Genomic DNA, 23,346 nt, shown 5'->3' with positions numbered 1-23,346 from the left:
TATTTTAGGTAGAGATAATGAATTTTTTAGATATTTTTTCTAGTATAAGACGCAAGCAAGCCGCTCCAAGTGAAGCTCCAAATCACTGGGTAAAATGTAATTCTTGTCATGCGTTAATGTATTATAAAGAAATAGAAACTTGTTATAATGTTTGTCCTAAATGTAATTTTCATATGAGATTAAACCCTCTAAAACGCATTGAATTACTTAGCGATGAAGGCTCTTTTGTGGAAATGGATAAAGACTTACATGCAATCGATCCACTTAAATTTGTAGATAGCAAATCGTATAAAAAAAGATTAGCAGAAAATGAAGAAAAAACAGGTAGAAAAAGCGCCATAATAAGCGGAGAATGCACCATAGATGGGATAAAAACTCAATTAGTTGTTTTTGATTTTTCTTTCATGGGTGGAAGCTTAGGCTCAGTAGAAGGTGAAAAAATTCTTAGAGCTATTGAAAGAGCTATTGAGAAAAAAACTCCTGTTGTTATAGTGAGTGCAAGTGGTGGAGCTAGAATGCAAGAAAGCACTTATTCTTTAATGCAAATGAGCAAAACAAGTGCAGCGTTAAAACTATTAGCAGAAGAAAAACTTCCTTATATTTCAGTCTTAACTGATCCAACTATGGGTGGTGTAAGCGCATCTTTTGCTTGGCTTGGAGATATCATCATGGCTGAACCTGGTGCTTTAGTAGGCTTTGCAGGAGCTAGGGTTATTAAACAAACCATAGGAGCTGATTTACCAGAAGGCTTTCAAAAGGCTGAATTTTTACTTGAACATGGGTTGATTGATGCGATTGTAGAAAGAAATGAACATAAAAAATTTATAGCAGACTTTTTAAGATTTTTTTCTAAAAACTAAAAATGCAAATTAATCTTTTAAGCATTCAAAAAAATAATAATGATGAATTTAACAAGATAGATGAGCATTATACTAAGCTTATTAAGAAATTTTGTAGTTTTAATGATATATGTGTTTTTAATAACAAAATTAATCAAGCACAAAATACTAACGCCATAGAAGCAAAAAAATCTTATACAAATGCACTAAGTCCTTACAAAAAAGGTTTTTGCATAGCATTAGACGAAAAGGGTAAAGAATTTACAAGTGTAGAATTTGCAAAATTATTGCAAGATAAAAATGAAATTACATTTTTTATAGGCGGTGCTTATGGATTTGAGCAAGAATTTATTGCACAAATGCATACAAGTATAGCTCTTAGCAAAATGACCTTGGTGCATAAATTTGCTAAAACTATGCTTTTAGAGCAAATTTATCGTGCATTTTGCATTAATACAAATCACCCATATCACAAATAGGAGCGTTTATGCAAGAATTAAATCTTGAAGAATTTAAAAATATATTACTTCAAAGACAAAAAGAAATTTTACAAGAACTTCAAGGCAATATAGACAATATCCATAATCTACAAGATAGTGAACCTAGAGATGAAGTTGATTTACAGCAAATTGACAATAGCTCTCATATCGACCTTAAAATCAATGAAAACTTAAAAGCTGAGCTAGAAGAAATTAAACATTCATTAAGCAAAATAGATAACAATACTTATGGTATTTGTGAGTATTGTGAAGATGATATTCATCCTGAAAGACTTAAGGTTAAACCTCACGCAAAATATTGCATAAATTGTCGTGAAAATTTAGAAAAAAGGAAAGAGCTATGAAAATTAGATTATTTTTCTTTGCAAGTTTAGTTTATCTTCTAATCATCGCAGCCTTAGTTTATAATCTAAATTTAGGAAATTATACTTTTACAATTTCCACTTTTGAATTAAATTTGCCTATTAGCTTATGGGTTGTTTTGCCTGCTTTACTTTTGATGATACTAGCTTTAGCACATATGAGTTTTTATGGCTTTTTAAAACATTTACAATATAAAAATCTAATTAAAGATAGTAAAAATTATGAAAATTTTATTATTGATATTTTTTTAAAAAAAGCAAGCAAGGTTAAATTTAAAACTCAAGAATTTCAAAATATAGCAAAAGATACGCAAGCTCTTTGTTTTAAAGAAAAAATTCAAAATCCTAAAATAGATGAAATTATTGATATTTTTGAACACTTAAATAAAAAAGAATTTGTGGAATTAAAAAAATATAAATTAGATTCAAATAATGAAATTTTCATTTTAAATGAAAAAAATCGCTTTCAAAATGATAGCAATTATGCTTTTTCTTTTATCAAAAACAAAGATACCTTAGCTAGTGAGCTAGAAATTTTTGCTTATAAAATGGTATTAGAAAATGCGCCTTATAGTCAGATTAAAACACTAAAAGTTCAAAAAAACCAAGATGATATTTTATTGCTTTTGGATAGATTTGAAAAAGAAAACTTAGAATTAAATCACGCTGAAATCGAAGTTTTACTTAGCATGAATACTTTGGATGATAAGTCATATTTACGCTGTGCTAAAATACTTTGTAAAAAAATAGAACCTCAAGTGTTGATTGCTTTATTTAAAAAGTTAAAAGATAATTATTCTCAAGCTTTAAGAGCTTATCTTTATACTTTGGCAGAATTTGGTATGTATGATGAATTGCTTAATGAATTAGGAAATGATCAAAATGAGCATAAAGACTTTAGACTCTTGCTCTTTTTAAGAGAACATAATAAAAAAATAGAACTTGAAAAATTAATACAATGATAGATTTTAATAAAAAGCCTTTATTTTTAGCCCCTATGGCAGGTTTTTCTGACTTGCCTTTGAGAAATTTAGTTAAACAATTTGGGGCTGATGTAACCATTAGTGAAATGATAAGTTCTAATGCCTTAGTATATGAGAGCTCAAAAACTCTTAAAATGCTAGAAAAAGCTGAACTTGAAAATCCTTACATAGTTCAAATTGCAGGCTCGGATGAAAGCGTAATTTGCAAAGCGGTAGAAATTTTAAATCGTTTTGATTTTATAGATGGGATTGATTTTAATTGTGGTTGTCCTGTAAATAAGGTTATAAAACAATGCGCAGGTAGTGCTCTTTTACAAGATCTTGATAAATTACAAAGAATTTTAGAACTTATCAAAAAAGCAAGCAACAAAAAACTAACTAGTGTCAAAGTAAGATTAGGATTTGATAAAAAAGATCCCATCGCCATCGCTAAAGCGTGTGAAAATGCTGGAGTAGATTTTATCAGTATGCATGGTCGCACTAGAAAACAAATGTATAGTGGAAATGCTGATTATGAAGCCATAGCTTTAGCCAAAGAAAATATCAAAATTCCTTTAGTTGCAAATGGTGATATTAGTGAAGATAATGCCAAAGAAGTGTTTAAAATAACAAATTGTGATGCTTTGATGATAGGACGTGCAAGTGTAGGAAAACCTTGGATATTTTATGAGATAAAAACTGGTAAAAAAATCGAAAAAGCTATGAAAAATAAAATCATTTTTGCACATTTTGAAGAAATGTTAAAGCATTATAAAGAACAAGGCATAAGCATCTTTAGAAAACACTTACATGAGTATTCTAAGGGCTATGATGATGCTTCTAATTTTAGAGATTGTGTTAATCGCATTAATGATGCAGAAATTATGCGAAAATATATTCAAGAATTTTTCAATAAGGAATGATTTTTGCTTGTAAATTATCAAGCAATATGAATGAAGAGATACCATAAAACAAGGAAGGTTCATGGCAGCTCATATCAATTCAAAAGGGATTTACAAAGCATTAGGTGGCATTAGAACAAGTGCGAATAATTTAGCAGCACATGCTTCAAAGCTTAACAATCAAAGTTTAAATTTCGAGCAAGTTTTACAACAAACCCAACCAAAATGTATAAAAACTTGTTTACAAAATTCTCAAAAAGAACTTGAAAATTTGCTTGAAAATATTAAAAATAGCCAAGATACTATCACAAAAAATATACACAAAGATAGTGCAAATATCATTGCAAGATTAAGACAAGAAGTCATTATGATGTATGATATTACCCTTAAAAACCCTCTTTGATAATTTTATATAAATTATCAATATATTCATCGCTAAAATGCGATGAATTAAAACTCCTATATAATTTTACAAGATCTTTAGCATTAAACTCATAACCAAAAGCACATTTTTTATGAGCAGGCAAAAAAGCTCTTACTAGTACAACATTTTTTTGAATATGCTCATCACAATAAAAACATACAAAACTTTTATGCAAACGCCCTTCAAAATCTAAAATTTTTAAATAAGCATCCACTATAACACGTTTGCAATCTTGCTTTTCAAAACGCTTGGCACAATCTTCTAAAAGCTCAAAATAAAAACTATCAATTTCCTCAACGTCTTTTAAATGCCAATAAAAAAGTCTGATAAATTCCTGCCAAAAAAACATTCTCTCTCTATCTAAAATCCAAGAAAAACCAATATGTAAAACATCTTTTAAACGTGGTAAAAATCTCGAACTTTCTTCAAGCTCAAAATCAATCTTATACCCACTTAGTATATTAGAATGACGCATGCCATAAAATCTATAACTTTTAATAACTTTTTTAGTACTTAAAAGATAAACGATTAAATCCTCATCTTTTACACTCTGAGTGTGTAAAATATACCCTTGCATTTTATAAAAGTTCTATGCCATAAGCTTGCAAAATTTCATATGCACTATTTTCCAAAGACCTACTAAAACTCGCTGTTGCGTTTTTATGTAATATAATTTTTGAGTTGATGCTAGCACTTTGAGCTAAAATAATATTACTAAATACACAAATATGTGAAACAAGACCACAAAATTCTATGCTTTCATAATAATTTTGTTTTAAAAAATTGGCTAATTCTAAGCTACCAAAAGCATTCTTATAAAATATTTTTTTTGCATTTTTTAAATACACATCAAAATCACCTGGCATTTGCCAACCTAAAGTATCTCTAATGCAATGACAAGTAGGTAAATTTTTTCCTTCTTGAGTTTTTAAATAATTTTCATCATGCGTATCAAAAGTAAAAACAATATCACCTTGATGATTTTTTAAAAGAGCAAGAATATTATCTTTTATCTTGGTAGCTTCTTCAAAGCCCAAGCTACCATCGATAAAATCATTTTGATAATCAACAACAACTAAAAGATTAGCCATTATCCTTGACCATAAAAAAGCTATCCGTGTGGATATTTTCAAATGCAGTTTTTAAACTTGTAAATAATTTTGGATTTTCTTTTTCTAAATTTGCTAAAAGCTGCTTAGCTTCTTCTCTTGCATGAGGAAATTTTACATTTTTTTCACTTAATTTCATGCCAGGACAAAATTCATTACCAATTACTTCTAATTCATTATTAATAGCATTTTCTCTTAATTGTCTTTCTCTTACAAAAATCAAAGGACGAATAACCTCTACACCTCTTTTGCTTTTATACTTGGGAGCTAGACTCCTAAGAGAGCCATTATAAATAAAATTCATAAAAAAACTCTCTACCGCATCATCTAAATGGTGAGCTATAGCTAATTTATTAAAACCATTTTCCAAAGCATAAGTATATAAAGCACCACGTCTCATTCTTGAAAAATAGCTACAAAAACTTGAATTTTTTCTAATCGTATCGCCTGAAATTTCATAAATATTAGAATCAATCACTTCATGGTCAATACCATGTTCTTTGCAGTGATTATGGAGTTTGGTATAATCTTCACCCATGCCATAGCTTAAAGTTACTGCTTTAAGTTCAAATTTAAAAGGCGCATGTGCTTGCATACGCTTTAAAAGATGTGCTAAAGCTAGAGAGTCTTTCCCACCACTAAGTCCTAATAAAACTTTATCATTGTCTCCTATTAAAGAAAATTTAGCATTAGCTTTAGCTACTTCTCTGATTAGTTTTTTACTAAGATTTATCATAATTTCTCACAAATTTTTAAAACAAAATTAGCTGAAATTTTAGCTGATTTTTCTACAAACTCATCAAAGTCAAATTCAGCTTTTTCACCTGCTTTATCACTCATAGATCTTAAGATCAAACATGGAATTTTTAAAGCATCACACACCAAAGCCACACTAGCTCCTTCCATTTCACAAGCATCTGCATTAAAAATTTCTCTAATTTTTGCTTTTTTATTCTCATCACAAATAAACTCATCACCCGTAGCGATAACACCTGATTGTAATTTAACACCAAGTTCTTTAGCAACTTCTATGGCAAGATTATTTAGCTTATCATCTGTTTTTATAAAAATTTCATTTCCAGGAACATAGCCAAGCGGATGTCCAAAAGCTGTGATATCTAAATCATATTGAGCTAATTTTGTAGCATAAATTAAATCCCCTATTTCTAAACTAGGATTAAAAGCACCAGCCACACCCGTAAAGAGTAAAAGCTCGGCTTTAAATTTTTCTATCATAATAGTCGCACTAAGAGTGGAATTTACTTTCCCTATCTTAGAATAAGCAATAATTAATTCATGATTTTTATATTTTGCAAGATAATAAGTATTATTTGCATATTCTATTGTTTGATACTCTTTTAATGTTTCTAGTAAAGGAGTAACCTCTTCAGGCATAGCTCCTAAAATAGCTATTTTCATTTAATTACCTTTAAAATTTCATCAATATCTTCTATTTTACTTAAAGTATAAGTTTCTTTTTGAGTGATTTTTTTATTTAATCCCTTTAACACACTTGCACCAAATTCTATATAAAAATCTACTTCTTCATCTATTACTTTAATACTTTGTTTATAAAGAACAGGTTTGATGAGTTGCTCGCTTAAAAGCATTAGAGCTTGATTTTTATCATTATACACTTTTGCGTTAACATTTGACACTACGCTTTTAAAGCTCTCTTTTAAAATAGGTTCTAATTCTTTTGTAAGTTTCAAAGACGCATTTTTTAATAATGGACAATGACTTGCAACGCTCATGTTCAAAAGCATAGCTCTTTTAGCTCCTGCATTTTTAAACTCACTCTCATAAGAAGCTAAATCAGGCTTTAAACCTGCTACTACAATTTGTCCATCACAATTATAATTAGCCGCAAAAATGTTTTTTTTCTCACTCAATGCTTTTTGACAAAGTTCTTCTACCACTTTATCTTCAAGCCCTAAAATCACCATCATACCAGCTTCTATTTTAGAGCAATCTTCTTGCATAAACTTACCGCGTTTATTAACAAGTGCTATAACATCTAAAAAGCTAAATGCATCTTGGGTTGCTAAAGCACTGAATTCTCCTAGCGAATGACCTAGGCTGTACTTAGCTTCTATATCAACTTGCTCTTTTAAAACTTCATAAGCCATTAGTGAGTTTAACACTATGGCCATTTGTGTAAATTCACTTTTATTTAAATTTTCATTTTCCTTAAAAAGCAAATTTTTAAAATCAATTTTACAATAATCACTTGCACAATCTAATAATTCTCTTGCTTTAAGTGAATTCTCATAAAAACTAAGCCCCATGCCAACACTTTGAGAGCCTTGGCCTGGGAAAATAAATGCACTATTCATTAGTGTCCACCGCAGCAACCGCCACCACCATGTCCGTGGCCACCACAACATCCGCCACCACCATGTCCGTGATGATGATCATGGTGATGTCCTCCACCACCACATCCACAACTTCTACTACCTACAATAATTCCTGTTAAAATTTCATCTTCACTTGCAGCTCTAACATCTACGATATTGATTGAAAACAACAAGTCTTTTCCTGCATAAGCATGATTGTAATCAATAGTAACTTCATTTTCGGTAATTTCTCTAACAATTACTCTTACCGTATTACCATCTTCACCTTCGCCAAAAAGCTCCATACCAACTTGCAAATCAATCCCTGCAAACTGCTCTTTTGGTAAAGTTTGTAATGCATTGGCATCATATTCGCCCAAAGCATTTTCTTTTTTTATCACAATATCAGCATTACAAGGAGCATTAAGCTTTTGAATTTCTTCTTCTAATCCTTCTAAAATTTGACCCTTACCTAAAATAAAAGAAATAGGTTCAGCATAAATATTTGATTCTAAAACTTCATTAGTATTTGCATCTTTTAATTCATAAAACATTGAAACTACACTATTTTTTTCTATAGCCATTTTATCTCCTTTGTTATTTTCTATCTGGTGAAACTTTTGCTTCAGGACTATCAGGATAAGCCGTCTTTAAAGCTTTATAAAATTTATTTGCACTTTTTGGATCCCCAACCTTATCTAAGCTAATAGCTGTATGATAAAGTAATTTTGGTACATAATCGCCTTTAGTGCTTATAGCAGAACTTTTCTTATAAAATCCCAAAGCACCTGCGTAATCTTGCTGTTTATATCTTATCTCTCCAAGCCAAAAAGTAGATCTAGCAGGTTTGTAGTGAATACTTATTAGATGTTCAAATTTTTCTTTTGCATCCTCAAATTGATTTTTATTAGTTTCTTCTATCGCTTTTTTCAAAATTTCACTAGATTGCAATTTTTTCCAACTATCATCTTTTGCTTCAATCACTTCATCTTGAGTTTCATTTACATCTTGAATGATTTCTTCGGTTTTATTATCATCACTTACAACAGGAACAACTGGAGTAATTTTTGTTTGATTTTGCACTCTAGCTATTTCAGACTGAAAAAAGGTTATGGTTTTATTCATATCTTCTTTTGAAATATAATCATCATTGATTTTATTAATCAAAGTTGTAATTTCACTTAAAACTTTTTGAATTTCTTGATGATTTTTTTCTTGAATTTGCCTATTTTCCTCCACATAAGCTCTTAAATTTTGAATTTCTTGAGTTATGTTTGCGTCAAAATTTTGATAAGTTTCTTCTAATGAAAGCAATTTTGTGTTAGCTTTTGAATATTGAGCATTCAAACCCTCTGTTACACTTTGCAATCCTTCTATATTCTCTACTGCTGTATTTATTTTACTTGTTAAATTTGTATAATATTCATTCAGTGCTCTTAGGCGTTCTTGATTTTCATATTGTAATTTTTCATTTTGAGTTAAACCATAAGGTGTTTTTGTATCTACTTTTCCTGCATCAAAAGCTGAAATTTCAGCGTGTAAAAAAGTAGCTCCTAAAAGAGCTACTGATAATAATTTTAATTTCATTTATTTAAAACTTATTTTGATAATTTAAATTCTGCACGGCGATTTTGAGCATCGCAAGTTTTTGTTCTTTCAGTACATACAGGATTAGTTTCTCCGTAGCTTTTAACGCTAATTCTATCTGCGCTAACACCTTGAGCTACTAAAGATTCTTTTACTGCTTTAGCTCTTTTTAAACCTAAAGCTTGATTATACTCATCAGTCCCCCACTCATCGCAGTTTCCTTCAACTACTATTGCAGCATTAGCAGCTTCTTTATTGAAGATTTCAGCATTATTTACAATAACCTTTTGCATATCTGATCTAACATTAAATTTATCAAAATCAAAATATACATTTGCTACAGAATTTAAAGATTCAAGATTTTCAAATCTATCAGATCCACCGCTACCTTTTGAGCCATCTACACTACTTGAACTACTAACGCTAGTGTTTTTAGTAGCACAACCACTTACAATAACAGCAAATGCAGTAATTGAAGCAAAAATGATTTTTTTCATTGATTTCCCCTTTTGTTTATTTAAAAATCATAATTTAATTATAACAAAAAAAATATGATTTTAGTATTTTACCAATCAATTGATTGAATTTTACCCACTTTTAAGCCATAATGAAAAGCTTTATTTGCATTAATTCGAATAACACCTAAAGCACTTTGAGAGCCTAAGTACTTAATAAACACAACACTTTCTCCATCACTTGAAAATCTTGGAAAAAGATTTTTACCATTTGCAGTGAGTTGTCTTATGTAATCGCTTTGGGTTGACATCAAATAAAGATTAAAAACTCCGCTTTGATTTACTTCTCTACTAGAATAAACCATGTAGTGTTTATAAGTAGAAACCGAAGAATTATTTTTACCATGAAAAACAACTTGTTCTGTTAAATTTGAATCTAAATTTTGCATAAAAATATTTGGATAGCCTAAGCGATCAGACACAAATACAATTTTTTTATCACCATCAACAAAATTGCCATTTACATCAATACCCATATAGTTTGTAATTTGTGTCAGATTTTTTGAATCTACATCATACAAGTATACATCAGGTTGATCTTTTGGAGCCATGGTAAGTAAAATTTTTTTACCATCATCACTCACATCAGAAGCAACCATCATACCTTTGCTAGCAATAATTTTTGTTATATTTTTATTTTTCATATTATATTTATAAAGAGTTGGAATCTCATCTTCATAGGCAGTAAAATAAAATGCATTTTGTTCTTTATTTGCCCATTTAGGAAACAAATTTAAACCTTTTGAAATCAATACTTTTTGGTAAGTTAAAGTATAATCTGCTAATAAAATATCACTTTGCTTACTACCTTGTGTTCTAGCTATTAAAATTTTATGATCCATCCAATCAACCGGAGCAAAACCTAACTTTTTATTCATTTGAGCAACACTTCTATGTGCTAAAAATGGATACTCTTCGATGGAAAGAATTTGTTCATAAAATCTTGTTTTAGTTTCATTTGCAGCTAAAATTTCAACATCAATATCTAAAAGTTTGCCGTTTTTATTTAATATATAAGAAAAAATATAATCACCTTGTTTTTCATCTTGAGTTATCTCAAAATTTGAACTTACTTTTATATCATTAGCAAGCATGTTATAAAAACTTTTTTTAAGATCTAAATCATTCAATTTAGACTGATCTTTAATATAAATTTTTGGCAATTGCATACCTTTATTAACAACAGATATTGTTGCATCTTGTCCAAATAATACTGAACAAAAAAATAAAAATACTAGTATTTTTTTCATTGTTTCTCCGTTTTAAACTCAATTATATCACTAAGTTGCATTTTAATTTTTCTTATTTTACCATTTGGAGGTAAAGTTATGTATTTTCCTTCTAAATTTTGTAAAAATTCTTTTGCTTTTTTATCAAAATTATCACTATGTGCACTAGTAGTGTTTAACAGGTAAAAATAACCATTATTATCAATTACAAATTCTACTTCTATACTTAAATTACCACTAGGATTATAAATTCTCCATCTATCTTCAAGATATTTTCTAACAGCGCCTAAGAATTGATCATAAACCCCTACTTTTTGCTCCATGACAGATTGACCTAATTCTTGATTTATTTTTAAATTTTCATTGAGTTGCTTAGAAAAATCATTGATTTTTTCTCTTTGGGCAAAAGTAGGTTTTTTCGATGGCATTGAAGATTGCACTTTAGTCGTTTTTTCTTCTTGATAGTCTTCTATTTTACCAAACAACTCATTAAAAACACTTGCTTGTTGTTCTATATTTTGGGTGTTAACGCTTTTATTGGTAGTGTATTTTTGTAAAAGATTTTCTTCAAATAAACTTTGTAGATTTTCTTTTTGTAATTCTTGTATCATATTTACTTGATTTTGATTTATGCTATCTCCAAATTCTATATTGATAAAACTATTAGGATCATCAGTATATTCAATGGCTTTTGGTTTATACTCAACCAACTTAAAAAATACCAAAAAAACAACAAAAAAATAAACTAAAGTTGCATAAATAAAAGCTTTAAGATTATGTGTAGAATTTTCTTCCATTTTTTACTCAGTTTGCAAAGCAACTTTTTGGAAACCTAAATGTTTCATTGTTCTTAAAACACTCATTACATCATCATATTTTAGATTCTTATCCGCTCTGATAAAAACTGTCTCTTGAGTATTATACTGAACTTTTAAAGCATTCATATTATCCGCAAAACTTATAAAATCAAATTTATCTTTTCCTATAAAAATTTCTTTTTTTGCATTAATTGTTATAATCAAACTTTTAATATTTGGCGCACTTGAAGTTTTTTGCGAACCTTGAGGAAGTTGAACTTTTTCTTCATATGTGATACTTGGTGCTGTTACCATTAAAATAGCAAGCAACACAAGCATAATATCTACCAAAGGTGTAATATTGAGTTCAGGTTTTTCTTCTAAAAACATTAACTATACCTTTGTAGAGCTTACCAATACTTTGATCTCGCTATCTAAGATATTAATCAATTCATAGGCTTTACGTTTAATAATCAAATGAAAACTGTATGCAGGAATCGCTACTAAAATTCCACAACCTGTAGCCACTAAAGCTTCACTGATTTTAGGAGCTATAATGCTTAAAGAATTTTGCATCTCTAAGCCACCAAAAGTTTCAAGTATAGAAATAACCGTACCAAAAAGACCTATAAAAGGAGAGGTTGAAGCGATAATGCTAAGCCAAGTTAACCCTACCGTAGATTTTTTTTCTACAGAATTTTTATAAATATTCATCTTTGTTTCATCAACTTCAACACATTTTTTTAAAATTGATGCACTTTGACTTAAATCTTTTTCGCCTCTCATTAAAGCTTCTAAAGCCTGACTTTCATTTTGAGTCCATTTATTAATAAGCATCAACCTTGAAAATAATATACTAAAACTAAGTATAAAATACACCGAAAGCCAAGCTAATACTATATAAGTGATTAAGCTTGTATTTTCAAAAAAATGAAAAATTGCTTGAAAATCCACTATTTTTGCCTTACATTATTATCCATTTTAGCAAAAGTAGAAGCAAGTGCAATACTATCACTGCTCATGGATTTAATTAAATCTTTTGCTTCTTCTAATCTTTTTGCTATTTCACTATCACTATTTCCTCCAACCCATACAGCGCCTTTTGCTAAAACACTCACTTTAGTTTCAGAAACTTTTGCATGACCTGAATCAATAGCAACTAATTCATGAGTTGAATCTGATTTTTCTATATCTATAATTCCTGCTTTTAAAGAAGAGATTAAAGATGCATGTCCTTTTAAAACACCAAATTCACCCTCGCTTCCAGGAAGAACTACCAATCTTGCATCCCCTTGATAAATCATACCAAGGGGTGTAATGATTTCTAAAGATATTAAATCTTGCATAAATTAACCTTTTTTAGCCTTATCCACTTTACAATTATCTAAACAAACGTCTTTTCTGCTAACTTCTTTAAGTGTTTCAGCTTTTACTATAGCTTCATCTATATTACCAACCATATAAAAAGCATTTTCTGGTAAATCATCATATTTACCTTCTAAAATACCTTTAAATCCTGCAATTGTATCTTCTAAGCTGATATATTTTCCAGGGCTACCTGTGAAAACTTCAGCAACGAAGAATGGTTGAGATAGGAATTTTTCAATTTTTCTTGCTCTTTCAACAATCAATTTATCTTCTTCGCTTAACTCATCCATGCCCAAAATAGCAATAATATCTTGCAAATCTTTATATTTTTGTAATACTGATTGTACTCCACGTGCTACTTTATAGTGCTCTTCACCAATAATTTGCGGATCAAGCATTCTTGAAGTAGAATCAAGTGGATCAACAGCTGGATAAATACCTTTTTCAGCAATTGATCTATTTAAAACTGTTGTTGCATCCAAGTGTGCAAAAACTGTTGCTGGTGCAGGGTCTGTTAAGTCATCTGCTGGTACATAAACTGCTTGAACTGAAGTAATAGATCCTTTTTTGGTTGAAGTAATTCTTTCTTGGAACTTACCCATTTCGCTAGCTAGGGTTGGCTGATAACCAACAGCTGAAGGAATTCTTCCTAAAAGCGCTGACATTTCTGAACCTGATTGAGAAAATCTAAAAATATTATCAATAAACATTAAAACATCAAGTCCCATTTCATCTCTAAAATACTCAGCCATAGTAAGACCTGTTAACGCAATACGATTTCTTGCCCCTGGTGGTTCATTCATTTGACCATAGCACAATGCAACTTTATCCAATACGTTACTTTCTTTCATTTCATTATAAAGGTCATTACCCTCACGAGTTCTTTCGCCAACACCTGCAAAAACCGAATATCCGCTGTGTTTAAATGCAACGTTGTGAATTAATTCCATAATAATAACGGTTTTACCAACACCTGCACCACCAAAAAGACCAACTTTACCACCCTTAGCATAAGGAGCTAGCAAATCAACAACCTTTATACCTGTTTCAAAGATTTCACTTTTTGTACTTTGCTCTTCAAATGGAGGGGGATCTCTATGAATTGACCAGTGTTTATCAAAATTGATTTCTTCACCCTCATCAATCAAATCACCCGTTACATTAAAAATTCTTCCAAGAACTTTTTCGCCTACTGGAACGCTAATTGGATTTCCAGTTGCGACAGCTGTTAAACCTCTAACAAGACCATCCGTCATATCCATAGCGATGGTTCTTACTTTATTATCACCTAAATGTGCAGCTACTTCAAGAACTAGCTTGCATTCTTTTCCTTCTAATTCATAATTAACAATAATAGCTTCATTAATTTGTGGAAGATAGTCTTTAAATTCAACATCAACCACTGGTCCTAAAACTTGAGAAATAAAACCTTGCATCATCACTCCTAAATTTATTTCATTGACTCAACACCGCTGATGATTTCTATCAACTCGGTGGTAATAGATTCTTGTCTTGCTTTATTATAAGCTAAATTAAGCTGCTTAACTCTAGCTTTTGCATTATTGGTTGCATTATCCATGGCTTGCATTCTAGCACTATGTTCAGCTGCCAAAGAATCAACTAAAGAAAAATACATGTTATATTCAAAATAAGTTTTTAACAAATCATTTAAAATTTCTTCATCTTCTGGTTCTAAGTCCATTAAAGATTCAGACTTTTGTTCTTCTTTACCAACAATAGCTTCTACTGGCAACAACTCATTAATACGAATTTCTTGAGAAATCATATTTTTATAACCATTGTGAATGATTACAATTTTATCTGTCACGCCATTTACAAAATCATCAACAGCTTTTTGGATAATAGCACAAGCCTTATCATAATCTGGACTTGAACTTGTATCTAAATATTTTTCCAAAATTTCTATATTTTGAAAATTAAAATATTCTATACCTGTTTTACCAATAGCTCTTAATCTTACCTTGATTTTTTTTGTTTTGCAATCTTCAAGCATTTCATTTACGGCTTTAATGGTTTTAATATTAAATCCACCACACAAACCCTTATCAGCTGTGACAAAAATAATATCCATTTTTTCTATATTATCTTTTTTTCTAAAAAATGGAAGTTTGTCATCAAGCCCATCGTATTGATTGATCTTGAACGCAATTTCTGATAAAACTTCATCGATTTTTTGAGCAAAAACCTTTGATTTTTTAGCTGCCTCTTCTGCTTTTCTTAGTTTAGCAGTAGAGACAAGCTTCATCGCATTGGTTGTCTTTTGTGTATTGTGAACACTTTTTATTTTTCTTTTAATTTCTTTTAAATTAGACATTTAAAAACCTTATATATGGTTTGCTTTAAACTCACTCAATGCTTTAGCTAGTTTTTCTTCTAAATCTTTATCTAAAGCTTTTTTAGTTCTAATTTGCTCAAAAATTTCTGGATACTTAGCCTCAATAAATGGATATAAAGCTGCTTCAAATTCTCCAATTTTCGAAACTGCAACATCATCTAAATAACCTTTAGTGCCTGCAAAAATAATCACAACTTGATTTTCTGGTGAAAGTGGAGAATATGGAGGTTGCTTTAAAACTTCAACCATTCTTTGTCCGCGCTCAAGTTGTTTTCTACTAGCTTCATCCAAATCACTTGCAAATTGTGCAAAAGCTTGCAATTCTCTATACTGAGCTAAATCAAGTCTTAATGTACCTGAAACTTGTTTTGTTGCTTTAATTTGCGCAGCACCACCAACACGAGATACAGATAAACCAACATTAATCGCAGGACGAATACCTGAGTTAAATAAATCTGTTTCTAAGAAAATTTGACCATCTGTAATTGAAATAACATTGGTTGGAATATAAGCTGAAACATCCCCTGCTTGAGTTTCAATAATAGGAAGTGCAGTCAAGCTTCCCGCGCCAAGCTCATCGCTTAACTTACTTGCTCTTTCAAGCAATCTTGAATGTAGATAGAACACATCACCAGGATAAGCCTCACGACCTGGAGGACGACGTAAAATCAAAGACATTTCACGATATGCAACAGCATGTTTACTTAAATCATCATAAACGATCAATGCATGTCTTGAATTATCTCTAAAATATTCACCCATAGTTACCCCAGCATATGGCGCAAGATACTGTAATGCAGCAGGATCTGATGCACCCGCATTCACCACTATAGTATAATCCATTGCACCATATTCTTCAAGCTTTTTAACTACTTGAGCTACAGTACTTTGTTTTTGACCAATTGCAACATAAATACAAATAACATCTTTACCTTTTTGACTAATAATTGTATCAATTGCTACAGTTGTTTTACCTGTTTGTCTATCACCGATGATTAACTCTCTTTGTCCTCTACCAATTGGAACTAAAGCATCAATAGCTTTAATACCCGTATGTAATGGTTCATGAACGCTTTTTCTAGCCATAATACCTTTTGCTTTTTCTTCTACAAAACGATATTCGCTCGCTTCAATTACGCCTTTAGCATCAATTGGCTCTCCTAAAGCATTTACAACACGTCCTATTAACGCATCTCCAACTGGAACTTTTAAAAGTTTTTTTAATCTTTTTACAGAACTTCCTTCTTTAAGTCCAAGTCCTTTACCTAAGATAACAATACCAACACTTGATTCTTCAAGGTTAAGAACCATTCCTTTTTCGCCATTTTCAAATTCAACCATCTCTCCAGCCATAGCATTTTTAAGGCCATATACCTTAGCAACACCATCGGCAACTGAAATAATTTTACCGGTTTCTTCTATTTCAAGATTAAAGTCAAATTTTTCAATTCTTTCTTTTATAATAGAACTAATTTCATCTGCTTTAAATTTCATCAAATCTCCTTAAATTGCTTTTAATATATAATCATTCATCTTAGCTTTTAAGCTTTGCATTGAAAATGAAATTTCATATCCAAGTCCATCTAAGCTAATTTTTACACTGTCATTATCACTTATTTTACTATCTAATCTAATTTTTGCATTAAATTTAAGACTAAGTTTTTCCTCTAAATTTTTAATTTCTTCTTCGCTTAATTTTTCTTTTGAGTAAACCTGTCCTAAAAATGTATTTTCTTTTGATGCTTTTTGTTCACTTAATTCTTTAGTGATTTCTGGAATTAACATTTCTCTTTTATTATCCACAATCAAATTTATAAAATTTTTAAAAGCATCACTTGGATTATTCAATAATGAAAGTATTAACTCTAATTTTTTGTCTTGCTTTATTTCGTATGAATTTAAAATATCTATAAATTTATTAGATGCAAAAGCTGAGCTTAACTCTAACAAATTAGAATAAAAATTTTCAAAATCATTTCTTTCTAATATTGCCTTTGCATATGTTTTAGCAATTACTTTTTCCATCAAGACACCTTTTTCATCATGATATTTAAAATTTCTTTTTGTTGTAGCTGTAAATTTTGATCTTCAAAAATTTCTTCTAAAACTGCCTGCACAACTTCTTTTTCCATTTTTCTTATTTCATATTCTTTGTGCTCTTCGTAAGTTTTTTCTAGAGCTTTAATTTCCATTTTTGTTTCATTCTCGATTTTTTCAGTAATAATTTCTGCCTCTTTTTTTGCAAGAGCAACTGCATTAACAGCTTCTTGTTTGGCTAAATCTAATTTTTTCATCATTTCTAATTTATGATTTTTACTTGCAATAAGTTTTTCTTGAATTTCATTCATTCTAGATGCAATCTTTGCAATTCTACCATTGTAGAAATTTTTCAAAGGTGTTGCTATGAAATAATACAAAATAGCAGCAAATAAAACAAAATTAACCGCTCTTGGAATAATATCATACTCACCACTTCCATTACCTGCTGCAAAAGCATAAAAAGGAAGTATTGATAATAATGTAATTTTTTTCAACATTTATCTTCCTTAAATTTTACTCAAGCTATTTTTAAAGCTTTGTTTAAATTCTGGCATTTTTAAACGCATTTCTTCTTTTAATTCTTTTTCTTTTTCTCTTAGACTTTTAAGAAAAACAAGCATTTGATCTTCTAATTCTCTTTTTCTTGTTGATAATTCTTTTTCTTGTTTTATTTTAGCTTCTTCTATTGCTTTTGCTTTGATTTGATTGATTTCATCTCTTGTTTGGATATGAATTTTTTCTAATTCACTTTCTACATTTGAAACATCATCAGAATTTTTTTTCATTTTTTCTTCATCATTTTTTATAGTTAAATCCCTAGAATCCATAAATTTAATCAAAGGTTTATAGAGCATAGAATTTAAAATCGCTATCATAAGCAAAAAAATGACACCGGTGGCTATCATAATGGAAAAATGTACATCATTAAACATTAATACTCCTAAATAAATCTAAATAAAACGCGAAATTATAGCAAAACATACCTAAAAACATATTTAATTTAATGTCTTTAGAAATTCCCTAACCTCATCTTCATTTTCAAAATTTATAGTAATTTTTAAATCTTTTGCATTTACTTTTAAGCCTAAAGATTCAATTTTTTCTTTTAAATTTATTATAGATTGATATTGTTTGTTTGAAGTTGCGTTTTTTTCTAATTGGTTTGTGTTTTTAAAATTTTTAATTAACTTTTCGGTATCTCTTACATTGAGTTTTTGCCCTATGATAGTATCAACTATCATTTTTTCTTCTTCTTTTTCAAGTCCCACTAAAACTTTTGCATGTCCTTGTGAGATTTTACCTTCTATAATGAAATTTTGCGTTTGCTCGTTTAAATTTAAAAGTCTTAAAGTATTAGCAATTTGAGGTCTTGATTTGTGAATAAGATCGGCTAATTTTTCTTGAGTGATATCATGAATTTCTAATAACTCTTTATAAGAATGTGCTAATTCTATAGGGTTTAAATTTTCTCTTTGAATATTTTCTATTAAAGCAAGCTCACGTAATTTTATATCATCTACATTTAAAACTACAGCTTTAATCTGTTCTTTTTCTAAAAGCTTACATGCTCTAAATCTTCTCTCACCTGCTATTAAAATATAATCAAATTCATCTTTTTTAAAAACCACAACAGGCTGAATCAAGCCATATTCTTTAATAGAACCTGCAAGTTCTTCTAAAGCTTGGGTATCAAAATTTTTTCTTGGCTGATAAGGGTTTGGGCTAATTAAATCTATATCAATTTCTTCTATTCTGCCTTCATTAGAGCCTAATTCTTTTTCATAAACCTCATCAATATCAGCCAAAATGCTACTTAAACCTCTTCCTAATGCACTTTTTTTTGCCATTTTTTATCCTAATATAGAATGTGCTAAATTTTGATATGCCACTGAACCTGGAGATTTTATATCATAAAGTATAATAGGCTTTCCATAGCTTGGACTTTCAGCAAGTTTTACATTTCTTGGTATGATGATGAAATCATCTTCATTATCACCTGTTCTAAATAGCTTTTGTTTGAAATTTTGCTTTAAATCTTCCACAGTATCTTTTGAAAGATTATTTTGTGAGCTATACATAGTTGGCAAAAAGCCTTTTATTTTTAGTTTTGGATTGATAGTTTTTTTCACAAACTTAATAGTGTTTAAAACCATCGCAACGCCCTCAAGTGCATAAAACTCACATTGTATAGGGATAATAACACTATCACTTGCTGCAAAAGCATTCACTGTAATGCTTCCAAGCGCAGGAGGTGAGTCAATGATAATAAAATCATAATCTTTGGCAATTTCTTTGATTTTTTCTCTTAAAATTGTTCTATATTCTCCGCTTTCTTTTACTACTTCTTGCTCAATTCCAACCAAAGAAATATTTGATGGAGCTAAATATAATTGCGGAAGCTCAGTTTTTAAAATGATTTCAGAAAGTTTTTTCCTACCTATAAAAACATGGTAAATATTATATTCATAATTACTTCTATTAAAACCAAGTCCTGTTGTAGCATTAGCTTGTGGATCAATATCTATCAAAAGAACCTTTTTTTCAGCTACTGCTAAAGAAGCCGCTAGATTAATAGCGGTAGTAGTTTTACCTACCCCACCTTTTTGATTTGCAATAGTTATTATTTCACTCATCTTAAACTATATATCCTTTTATTATCTAACAATATAGAACCATCTTTATACAACAAAGCATCTTTTAAAGATAAAATCTTACCTTCATTATGTATAAAAAAATTTCTTGATTTTTCAAATTCTAGCATATACTTGCTAAAAATATTCTTCCATAAAATTTTCTCATCTACATAAGAAAAATACTCATTTAAAAGTTTTGCTATATCTATTTCTATGTCTAAAATTTCAGCATTAAATGGAGCATACTTAAGATTAATCCCCATTCCTACAACCAAAAAATCATTGATTTTAGAACTCATCAATCCGCCTATTTTTTTATCTTCTATATAAAAATCATTAGGCCATTTAATCCATACTTTCGAATTTTTTCTTTGCAATACTTCTTTCATTAAAAATGCAAAGTATATACTAGCAGAAGCCAAAGGAAGATCTTGTGCTAATTCTTGAGTTTTTATGCAAAAAGATACATGTAAATTTCCTTGCTTACTTTGCCAAGTATTGTCCCTACTACCTATACCAGCACTTTGAATAAAAGCACAAATGGCTGTATTGTTAGTAATTTCTCCACTACGAATTTTATCACTTAAATAAACTTGAGTTGATTCAAGTTCATCAAAATAAACTATCTCCAAGTTTTAACCTTTTTCCATTTAAATAAGTCTTAGCATCTAAAGCTTTTTTTCCACTTTCTTGTAAAGTTTTAATCCTTAAAATACCTTTTGTACATGAAAGCAAAAAGCTTTCTTTTTCTACTTGTAAAATCACACCTGATTTTTGAGTTTTTTCATTATCGATTAATTCTATGTCTAAAAATTTCATACCATTTTCTAAAAAAATTCCAGGCCAAGGTGTAAAAGCTAGAAATTTTTGATAAATTTCACTTGCATTATCTAAAGCAATCAAGCCATCTTCTTTTTTGATTTTTTTACAATATGTAACTAAATTTTCATCTTGCTTTTTTGGGATAATTTTTTCAAAATTCAAAAGCGTAGAAATAGTAAGCTTAGCTGCTAAATTTGAAAGCATGATAAAAACTTCAGCTGAATTTTTACCTTCTATATCACATTCTATGCTTTCTAAAATTGCACCACTATCAAGCCCTTCTTCCATAAGCATAGTACAAACCCCACTTATTTTATCCCCATTTAAAATAGCACTTTGTATAGGTGAAGCACCACGATATTTAGGAAGCAAGGAAGCGTGCAAATTGACGCAAGGAGCAATATCTAAAATTTCTTTTGGTAAAATCTTCCCATAAGCAGCAACAACTATAAAATCAGGTTTTAAGTTTTTTATTCCATTGATTATATTTTCATCTTTTAAGCTTTTTGGAGTGAAAATTTCTATATTTAAATTATTTTCTAAAACAAATTTTTTAGTATCACTTGGAGTTAAAATTTGTTTTCTTCCCACAGGTTTATCAGGTTGAGTAAATAAAGCTTGGATATTAAATCCTTTATCGACAAGCTCTTTTAAAATACATGTTGCATAAGATGGAGTCCCCATAAAAATGATATTTTTCATAACGCCACTATCCTTTTTTGATAAGTTTTTATAGCTTTTTGATATGAAAGCTCAAGATAATCTTTAAAAATTTCAAAATTTTTTCTTGAAGGATTGTTAATACAAATATATCCCATATAAGCATAAATTGGATGAGGCATGATAAGATCAAGCATAGAAAAATCATAATTTAAACTAACAATCTCACCCTTTAAAGCTTTTTTAGGTTTTTGACCAAAAAGATTTTGGTAATCTTGATCACAAAGAGAGCAACTTAGACGAAACACACCTTCTCTATTTAATTTCGAAGCTTTATCGTTTATGCCATCATTTTCTTTAATAGTACAAAAATAAACTCCGTTTTTTAAAACCCTATCGGGATTATAAAAAAAGCTATGCTCTTTATAGGTAAATTTATATACCAAGCCTTTAAAATTAGACTTGATATATTCTTGGATAAAATCTATAGTTAAATTTTCACTCATCAAAGATTATTTTGATTTCTAATTTTTTTAACTTCTTCTAAAAGCATAAATTTAAGCTCTTTTAAACCTGTTTTTTCAAGACTTGATACTTTAACAAAAAAGCTTTGTGGATTATTTTGACTTTGTAAATAAGCTTTTAATTCATTATAATCATCTTCCATTTTTTGTGCAAATTCTTCGCCTAAATTTACACTATCACTTTTTGAAAGCATTAAGCCAAAATTTCTTGCATAAAGCTTGCTTGAAAATTTTTCTAATTCTTTTCTTAAAATACAAAATTGCTCTTTTAAACTCATTTCTCTTAATGGATCAAGCACAAAAAGTAAAAAAGAAGTTCTTTCTATGTGTCTTAAAAACTCAAGTCCCAAACCCCTACCATCGCTCGCGCCTTCTATAATACCTGGGATATCTGCCATCACAAAAGAATTATAATCATCTACTTCAACCATACCAAGTTTTGGAGTTAAAGTAGTAAATTCATAATTAGCTATTTCAGGCCTTGCATTAGATACTACGCTTATAAGAGTGGATTTTCCTACATTTGGAAAGCCTACAAGTCCAACATCTGCTATGAGTTTTAGCTCTAAACGCACACTTAAGGTTTTTCCTGCCACACCTGGTTGGGCATAATCTGGGCGTTGATTAGTAGAGTTTTTAAAGTGAGTATTACCAAGACCGCCTTTACCGCCTTTTAAAAAGAGTTCTTTTTGGCCTTCTACTAGCATATCAAGCAAAACCTCTCCACTTTGTGCGTCAATTACTTGAGTGCCTTGAGGGACAATCAACTCTAAACTTTCCCCTCTTTTACCATTTTTATTACGGCCCAAACCCGGCTGGCCATTTTGTGCTTTAAGTTCTTTTTTACCTTTAAAGTGTGCTAGAGTATGGGTATTGTTATCACATATAAAATACACATCGCCACCATTTCCACCATCGCCACCATCAGGTCCACCGAGTGGAACATGTTTTTCACGACGAAAACTCACAGCACCTTTGCCACCATTACCTGAACTTAAAACTAATTTCACATTATCTATAAACATACAATCACCAAAGTATAAATTTTTAAAATGATATTATATTTTTTTTAATATATTAAGACTAAAAAGAAGAAAAGGCTACAAAGTAGCCTTAAAATTATGCAGGATAAACAGAAACTTTTTTTCTATTTTTATCTTTTCTTTCGAATTTTACGAAACCATCAATTAAAGCAAAAATTGTATGATCTTTTCCTATGCCTACATTATTACCCGCATGAGTTGCTGTTCCTCTTTGGCGGATGATGATGTTGCCAGCGCGAACAAATTCTCCACCAAATTTTTTAACACCTAGACGACGACCTATAGAATCACGATTATTCTGAGTTGAACCTTGACCTTTCTTGTGTGCCATTCTTTAC

32 protein-coding genes are annotated in these 23,346 nt (G+C 29.9%); 6 read left to right on the top strand and 26 right to left on the bottom strand.

Features of this window, described 5'->3' with window-relative positions; all coding sequences use genetic code 11:
* Window positions 1-17 precede the first annotated feature (17 nt).
* The 6 genes from accD to L8X24_RS02970 all read left to right on the top strand — a co-directional run bounded on the left by accD (window position 18) and on the right by L8X24_RS02970 (window position 3,968).
* Window positions 18-860, top strand: coding sequence for an acetyl-CoA carboxylase, carboxyltransferase subunit beta (gene accD, locus L8X24_RS02995; RefSeq protein ID WP_263663562.1), 843 nt, complete (start codon window positions 18-20; stop codon window positions 858-860).
* A 2-nt stretch (window positions 861-862) separates the two neighbouring features.
* A complete protein-coding gene (locus tag L8X24_RS02990; protein ID WP_263663561.1) occupies window positions 863-1,318 on the top strand; it encodes a 23S rRNA (pseudouridine(1915)-N(3))-methyltransferase RlmH in 456 nt (151 codons plus the stop codon).
* A gap of 8 nt (window positions 1,319-1,326) precedes the next feature.
* A complete protein-coding gene (gene dksA, locus L8X24_RS02985; protein ID WP_263663560.1) occupies window positions 1,327-1,683 on the top strand; it encodes an RNA polymerase-binding protein DksA in 357 nt (118 codons plus the stop codon).
* Complete coding sequence (locus L8X24_RS02980; RefSeq protein ID WP_263663559.1) at window positions 1,680-2,663, top strand: hypothetical protein; 984 nt, start codon at window positions 1,680-1,682, stop codon at window positions 2,661-2,663. The genes dksA and L8X24_RS02980 overlap by 4 nt, the downstream gene beginning before the upstream one ends.
* Window positions 2,660-3,586, top strand: coding sequence for a tRNA dihydrouridine synthase (locus L8X24_RS02975; protein ID WP_263663557.1), 927 nt, complete (start codon window positions 2,660-2,662; stop codon window positions 3,584-3,586). Before L8X24_RS02980 ends, L8X24_RS02975 begins: the two co-directional genes overlap by 4 nt.
* A gap of 61 nt (window positions 3,587-3,647) precedes the next feature.
* Window positions 3,648-3,968: a hypothetical protein gene (locus L8X24_RS02970; protein WP_070256278.1), complete on the top strand. Its 321-nt coding sequence runs from the start codon at window positions 3,648-3,650 to the stop codon at window positions 3,966-3,968.
* On the opposite strand, the gene recO is transcribed toward L8X24_RS02970, so the two are convergent.
* From recO to rpmA, 26 genes are all read right to left on the bottom strand, one after another.
* Entirely contained in the window at window positions 3,952-4,566 is a 615-nt protein-coding gene (recO, locus tag L8X24_RS02965) for a recombination protein RecO (protein ID WP_263663556.1), read from the bottom strand. The genes L8X24_RS02970 and recO overlap by 17 nt on opposite strands.
* 1 nt (window position 4,567) lies before the next feature.
* Window positions 4,568-5,080, bottom strand: coding sequence for a cysteine hydrolase family protein (locus L8X24_RS02960; RefSeq protein ID WP_263663554.1), 513 nt, complete (start codon window positions 5,078-5,080; stop codon window positions 4,568-4,570).
* On the bottom strand, window positions 5,073-5,834 hold the full coding sequence (locus L8X24_RS02955) for an ATP-binding protein (protein ID WP_257396397.1): 762 nt from the start codon (window positions 5,832-5,834) through the stop codon (window positions 5,073-5,075). Before L8X24_RS02955 ends, L8X24_RS02960 begins: the two co-directional genes overlap by 8 nt.
* On the bottom strand, window positions 5,831-6,517 hold the full coding sequence (locus L8X24_RS02950; RefSeq protein ID WP_263663553.1) for a 5'-methylthioadenosine/adenosylhomocysteine nucleosidase: 687 nt from the start codon (window positions 6,515-6,517) through the stop codon (window positions 5,831-5,833). Before L8X24_RS02950 ends, L8X24_RS02955 begins: the two co-directional genes overlap by 4 nt.
* Complete coding sequence (gene fabD, locus L8X24_RS02945; RefSeq protein WP_263663552.1) at window positions 6,514-7,434, bottom strand: ACP S-malonyltransferase; 921 nt, start codon at window positions 7,432-7,434, stop codon at window positions 6,514-6,516. The genes L8X24_RS02950 and fabD overlap by 4 nt, the downstream gene beginning before the upstream one ends.
* Window positions 7,434-8,018 (bottom strand): FKBP-type peptidyl-prolyl cis-trans isomerase, encoded by a 585-nt coding sequence (locus tag L8X24_RS02940; protein ID WP_263663551.1) that lies wholly within the window; start codon window positions 8,016-8,018, stop codon window positions 7,434-7,436. Before L8X24_RS02940 ends, fabD begins: the two co-directional genes overlap by 1 nt.
* Window positions 8,019-8,031: 13 nt before the next feature.
* Window positions 8,032-9,021, bottom strand: coding sequence for a tetratricopeptide repeat protein (locus L8X24_RS02935; RefSeq protein WP_263663550.1), 990 nt, complete (start codon window positions 9,019-9,021; stop codon window positions 8,032-8,034).
* Between the two features lie 11 nt (window positions 9,022-9,032).
* The gene (gene pal, locus L8X24_RS02930) at window positions 9,033-9,518 is read right to left on the bottom strand and encodes a peptidoglycan-associated lipoprotein Pal (RefSeq protein ID WP_263663549.1); all 486 of its coding nucleotides are present in this window, start codon (window positions 9,516-9,518) and stop codon (window positions 9,033-9,035) included.
* A 68-nt stretch (window positions 9,519-9,586) separates the two neighbouring features.
* A complete protein-coding gene (tolB, locus tag L8X24_RS02925) occupies window positions 9,587-10,786 on the bottom strand; it encodes a Tol-Pal system protein TolB (RefSeq protein WP_263663548.1) in 1,200 nt (399 codons plus the stop codon).
* On the bottom strand, window positions 10,783-11,562 hold the full coding sequence (locus L8X24_RS02920; RefSeq protein ID WP_263663547.1) for a TonB C-terminal domain-containing protein: 780 nt from the start codon (window positions 11,560-11,562) through the stop codon (window positions 10,783-10,785). Before L8X24_RS02920 ends, tolB begins: the two co-directional genes overlap by 4 nt.
* A gap of 3 nt (window positions 11,563-11,565) precedes the next feature.
* The gene (locus L8X24_RS02915) at window positions 11,566-11,952 is read right to left on the bottom strand and encodes an ExbD/TolR family protein (protein ID WP_012660945.1); all 387 of its coding nucleotides are present in this window, start codon (window positions 11,950-11,952) and stop codon (window positions 11,566-11,568) included.
* 3 nt (window positions 11,953-11,955) lie between these two features.
* Window positions 11,956-12,516: a MotA/TolQ/ExbB proton channel family protein gene (locus tag L8X24_RS02910; RefSeq protein ID WP_263663546.1), complete on the bottom strand. Its 561-nt coding sequence runs from the start codon at window positions 12,514-12,516 to the stop codon at window positions 11,956-11,958.
* Complete coding sequence (gene atpC, locus L8X24_RS02905; RefSeq protein ID WP_012660943.1) at window positions 12,516-12,908, bottom strand: ATP synthase F1 subunit epsilon; 393 nt, start codon at window positions 12,906-12,908, stop codon at window positions 12,516-12,518. Before atpC ends, L8X24_RS02910 begins: the two co-directional genes overlap by 1 nt.
* 3 nt (window positions 12,909-12,911) lie before the next feature.
* The gene (gene atpD, locus L8X24_RS02900; RefSeq protein WP_263663544.1) at window positions 12,912-14,366 is read right to left on the bottom strand and encodes a F0F1 ATP synthase subunit beta; all 1,455 of its coding nucleotides are present in this window, start codon (window positions 14,364-14,366) and stop codon (window positions 12,912-12,914) included.
* Between the two features lie 14 nt (window positions 14,367-14,380).
* Window positions 14,381-15,265: an ATP synthase F1 subunit gamma gene (gene atpG, locus L8X24_RS02895; protein WP_263663543.1), complete on the bottom strand. Its 885-nt coding sequence runs from the start codon at window positions 15,263-15,265 to the stop codon at window positions 14,381-14,383.
* Window positions 15,266-15,274: 9 nt separating this feature from the next.
* Complete coding sequence (gene atpA / locus L8X24_RS02890) at window positions 15,275-16,780, bottom strand: F0F1 ATP synthase subunit alpha (RefSeq protein ID WP_012660940.1); 1,506 nt, start codon at window positions 16,778-16,780, stop codon at window positions 15,275-15,277.
* Window positions 16,781-16,789: 9 nt separating this feature from the next.
* Window positions 16,790-17,311 carry a F0F1 ATP synthase subunit delta gene (locus tag L8X24_RS02885; RefSeq protein ID WP_263663541.1) on the bottom strand — a complete coding sequence of 174 codons (522 nt, stop codon included), beginning with the start codon at window positions 17,309-17,311 and terminating at the stop codon, window positions 16,790-16,792.
* Window positions 17,311-17,823 carry a F0F1 ATP synthase subunit B gene (locus L8X24_RS02880; protein WP_263663540.1) on the bottom strand — a complete coding sequence of 171 codons (513 nt, stop codon included), beginning with the start codon at window positions 17,821-17,823 and terminating at the stop codon, window positions 17,311-17,313. The genes L8X24_RS02885 and L8X24_RS02880 overlap by 1 nt, the downstream gene beginning before the upstream one ends.
* Window positions 17,824-17,832: 9 nt before the next feature.
* Window positions 17,833-18,258 (bottom strand): FoF1 ATP synthase subunit B', encoded by a 426-nt coding sequence (locus L8X24_RS02875; protein WP_039627807.1) that lies wholly within the window; start codon window positions 18,256-18,258, stop codon window positions 17,833-17,835.
* Window positions 18,259-18,321: 63 nt separating this feature from the next.
* Window positions 18,322-19,173, bottom strand: a complete 852-nt coding sequence (locus tag L8X24_RS02870; protein WP_173787083.1) for a ParB/RepB/Spo0J family partition protein — start codon at window positions 19,171-19,173, stop codon at window positions 18,322-18,324.
* Window positions 19,174-19,176: 3 nt separating this feature from the next.
* On the bottom strand, window positions 19,177-19,959 hold the full coding sequence (locus L8X24_RS02865; RefSeq protein WP_012660935.1) for a ParA family protein: 783 nt from the start codon (window positions 19,957-19,959) through the stop codon (window positions 19,177-19,179).
* Window positions 19,956-20,591, bottom strand: coding sequence for a biotin--[acetyl-CoA-carboxylase] ligase (locus L8X24_RS02860; RefSeq protein WP_263663538.1), 636 nt, complete (start codon window positions 20,589-20,591; stop codon window positions 19,956-19,958). Before L8X24_RS02860 ends, L8X24_RS02865 begins: the two co-directional genes overlap by 4 nt.
* On the bottom strand, window positions 20,572-21,483 hold the full coding sequence (fmt, locus tag L8X24_RS02855) for a methionyl-tRNA formyltransferase (protein ID WP_263663537.1): 912 nt from the start codon (window positions 21,481-21,483) through the stop codon (window positions 20,572-20,574). The genes L8X24_RS02860 and fmt overlap by 20 nt, the downstream gene beginning before the upstream one ends.
* On the bottom strand, window positions 21,480-21,947 hold the full coding sequence (locus L8X24_RS02850; RefSeq protein ID WP_263663535.1) for a DUF6194 family protein: 468 nt from the start codon (window positions 21,945-21,947) through the stop codon (window positions 21,480-21,482). Before L8X24_RS02850 ends, fmt begins: the two co-directional genes overlap by 4 nt.
* The gene (obgE, locus tag L8X24_RS02845; RefSeq protein WP_263663534.1) at window positions 21,947-22,990 is read right to left on the bottom strand and encodes a GTPase ObgE; all 1,044 of its coding nucleotides are present in this window, start codon (window positions 22,988-22,990) and stop codon (window positions 21,947-21,949) included. The genes L8X24_RS02850 and obgE overlap by 1 nt, the downstream gene beginning before the upstream one ends.
* Window positions 22,991-23,084: 94 nt before the next feature.
* Entirely contained in the window at window positions 23,085-23,339 is a 255-nt protein-coding gene (rpmA, locus tag L8X24_RS02840; protein ID WP_039649045.1) for a 50S ribosomal protein L27, read from the bottom strand.
* Window positions 23,340-23,346 lie beyond the last annotated feature (7 nt).

Source organism: Campylobacter sp. CNRCH_2015_0814 (genome assembly GCF_025772765.1).
Classification (GTDB): domain Bacteria; phylum Campylobacterota; class Campylobacteria; order Campylobacterales; family Campylobacteraceae; genus Campylobacter_D.
Note: the sequence above shows the minus strand (reverse complement) of the source record. Positions and strands in the feature narration are given on the sequence as shown.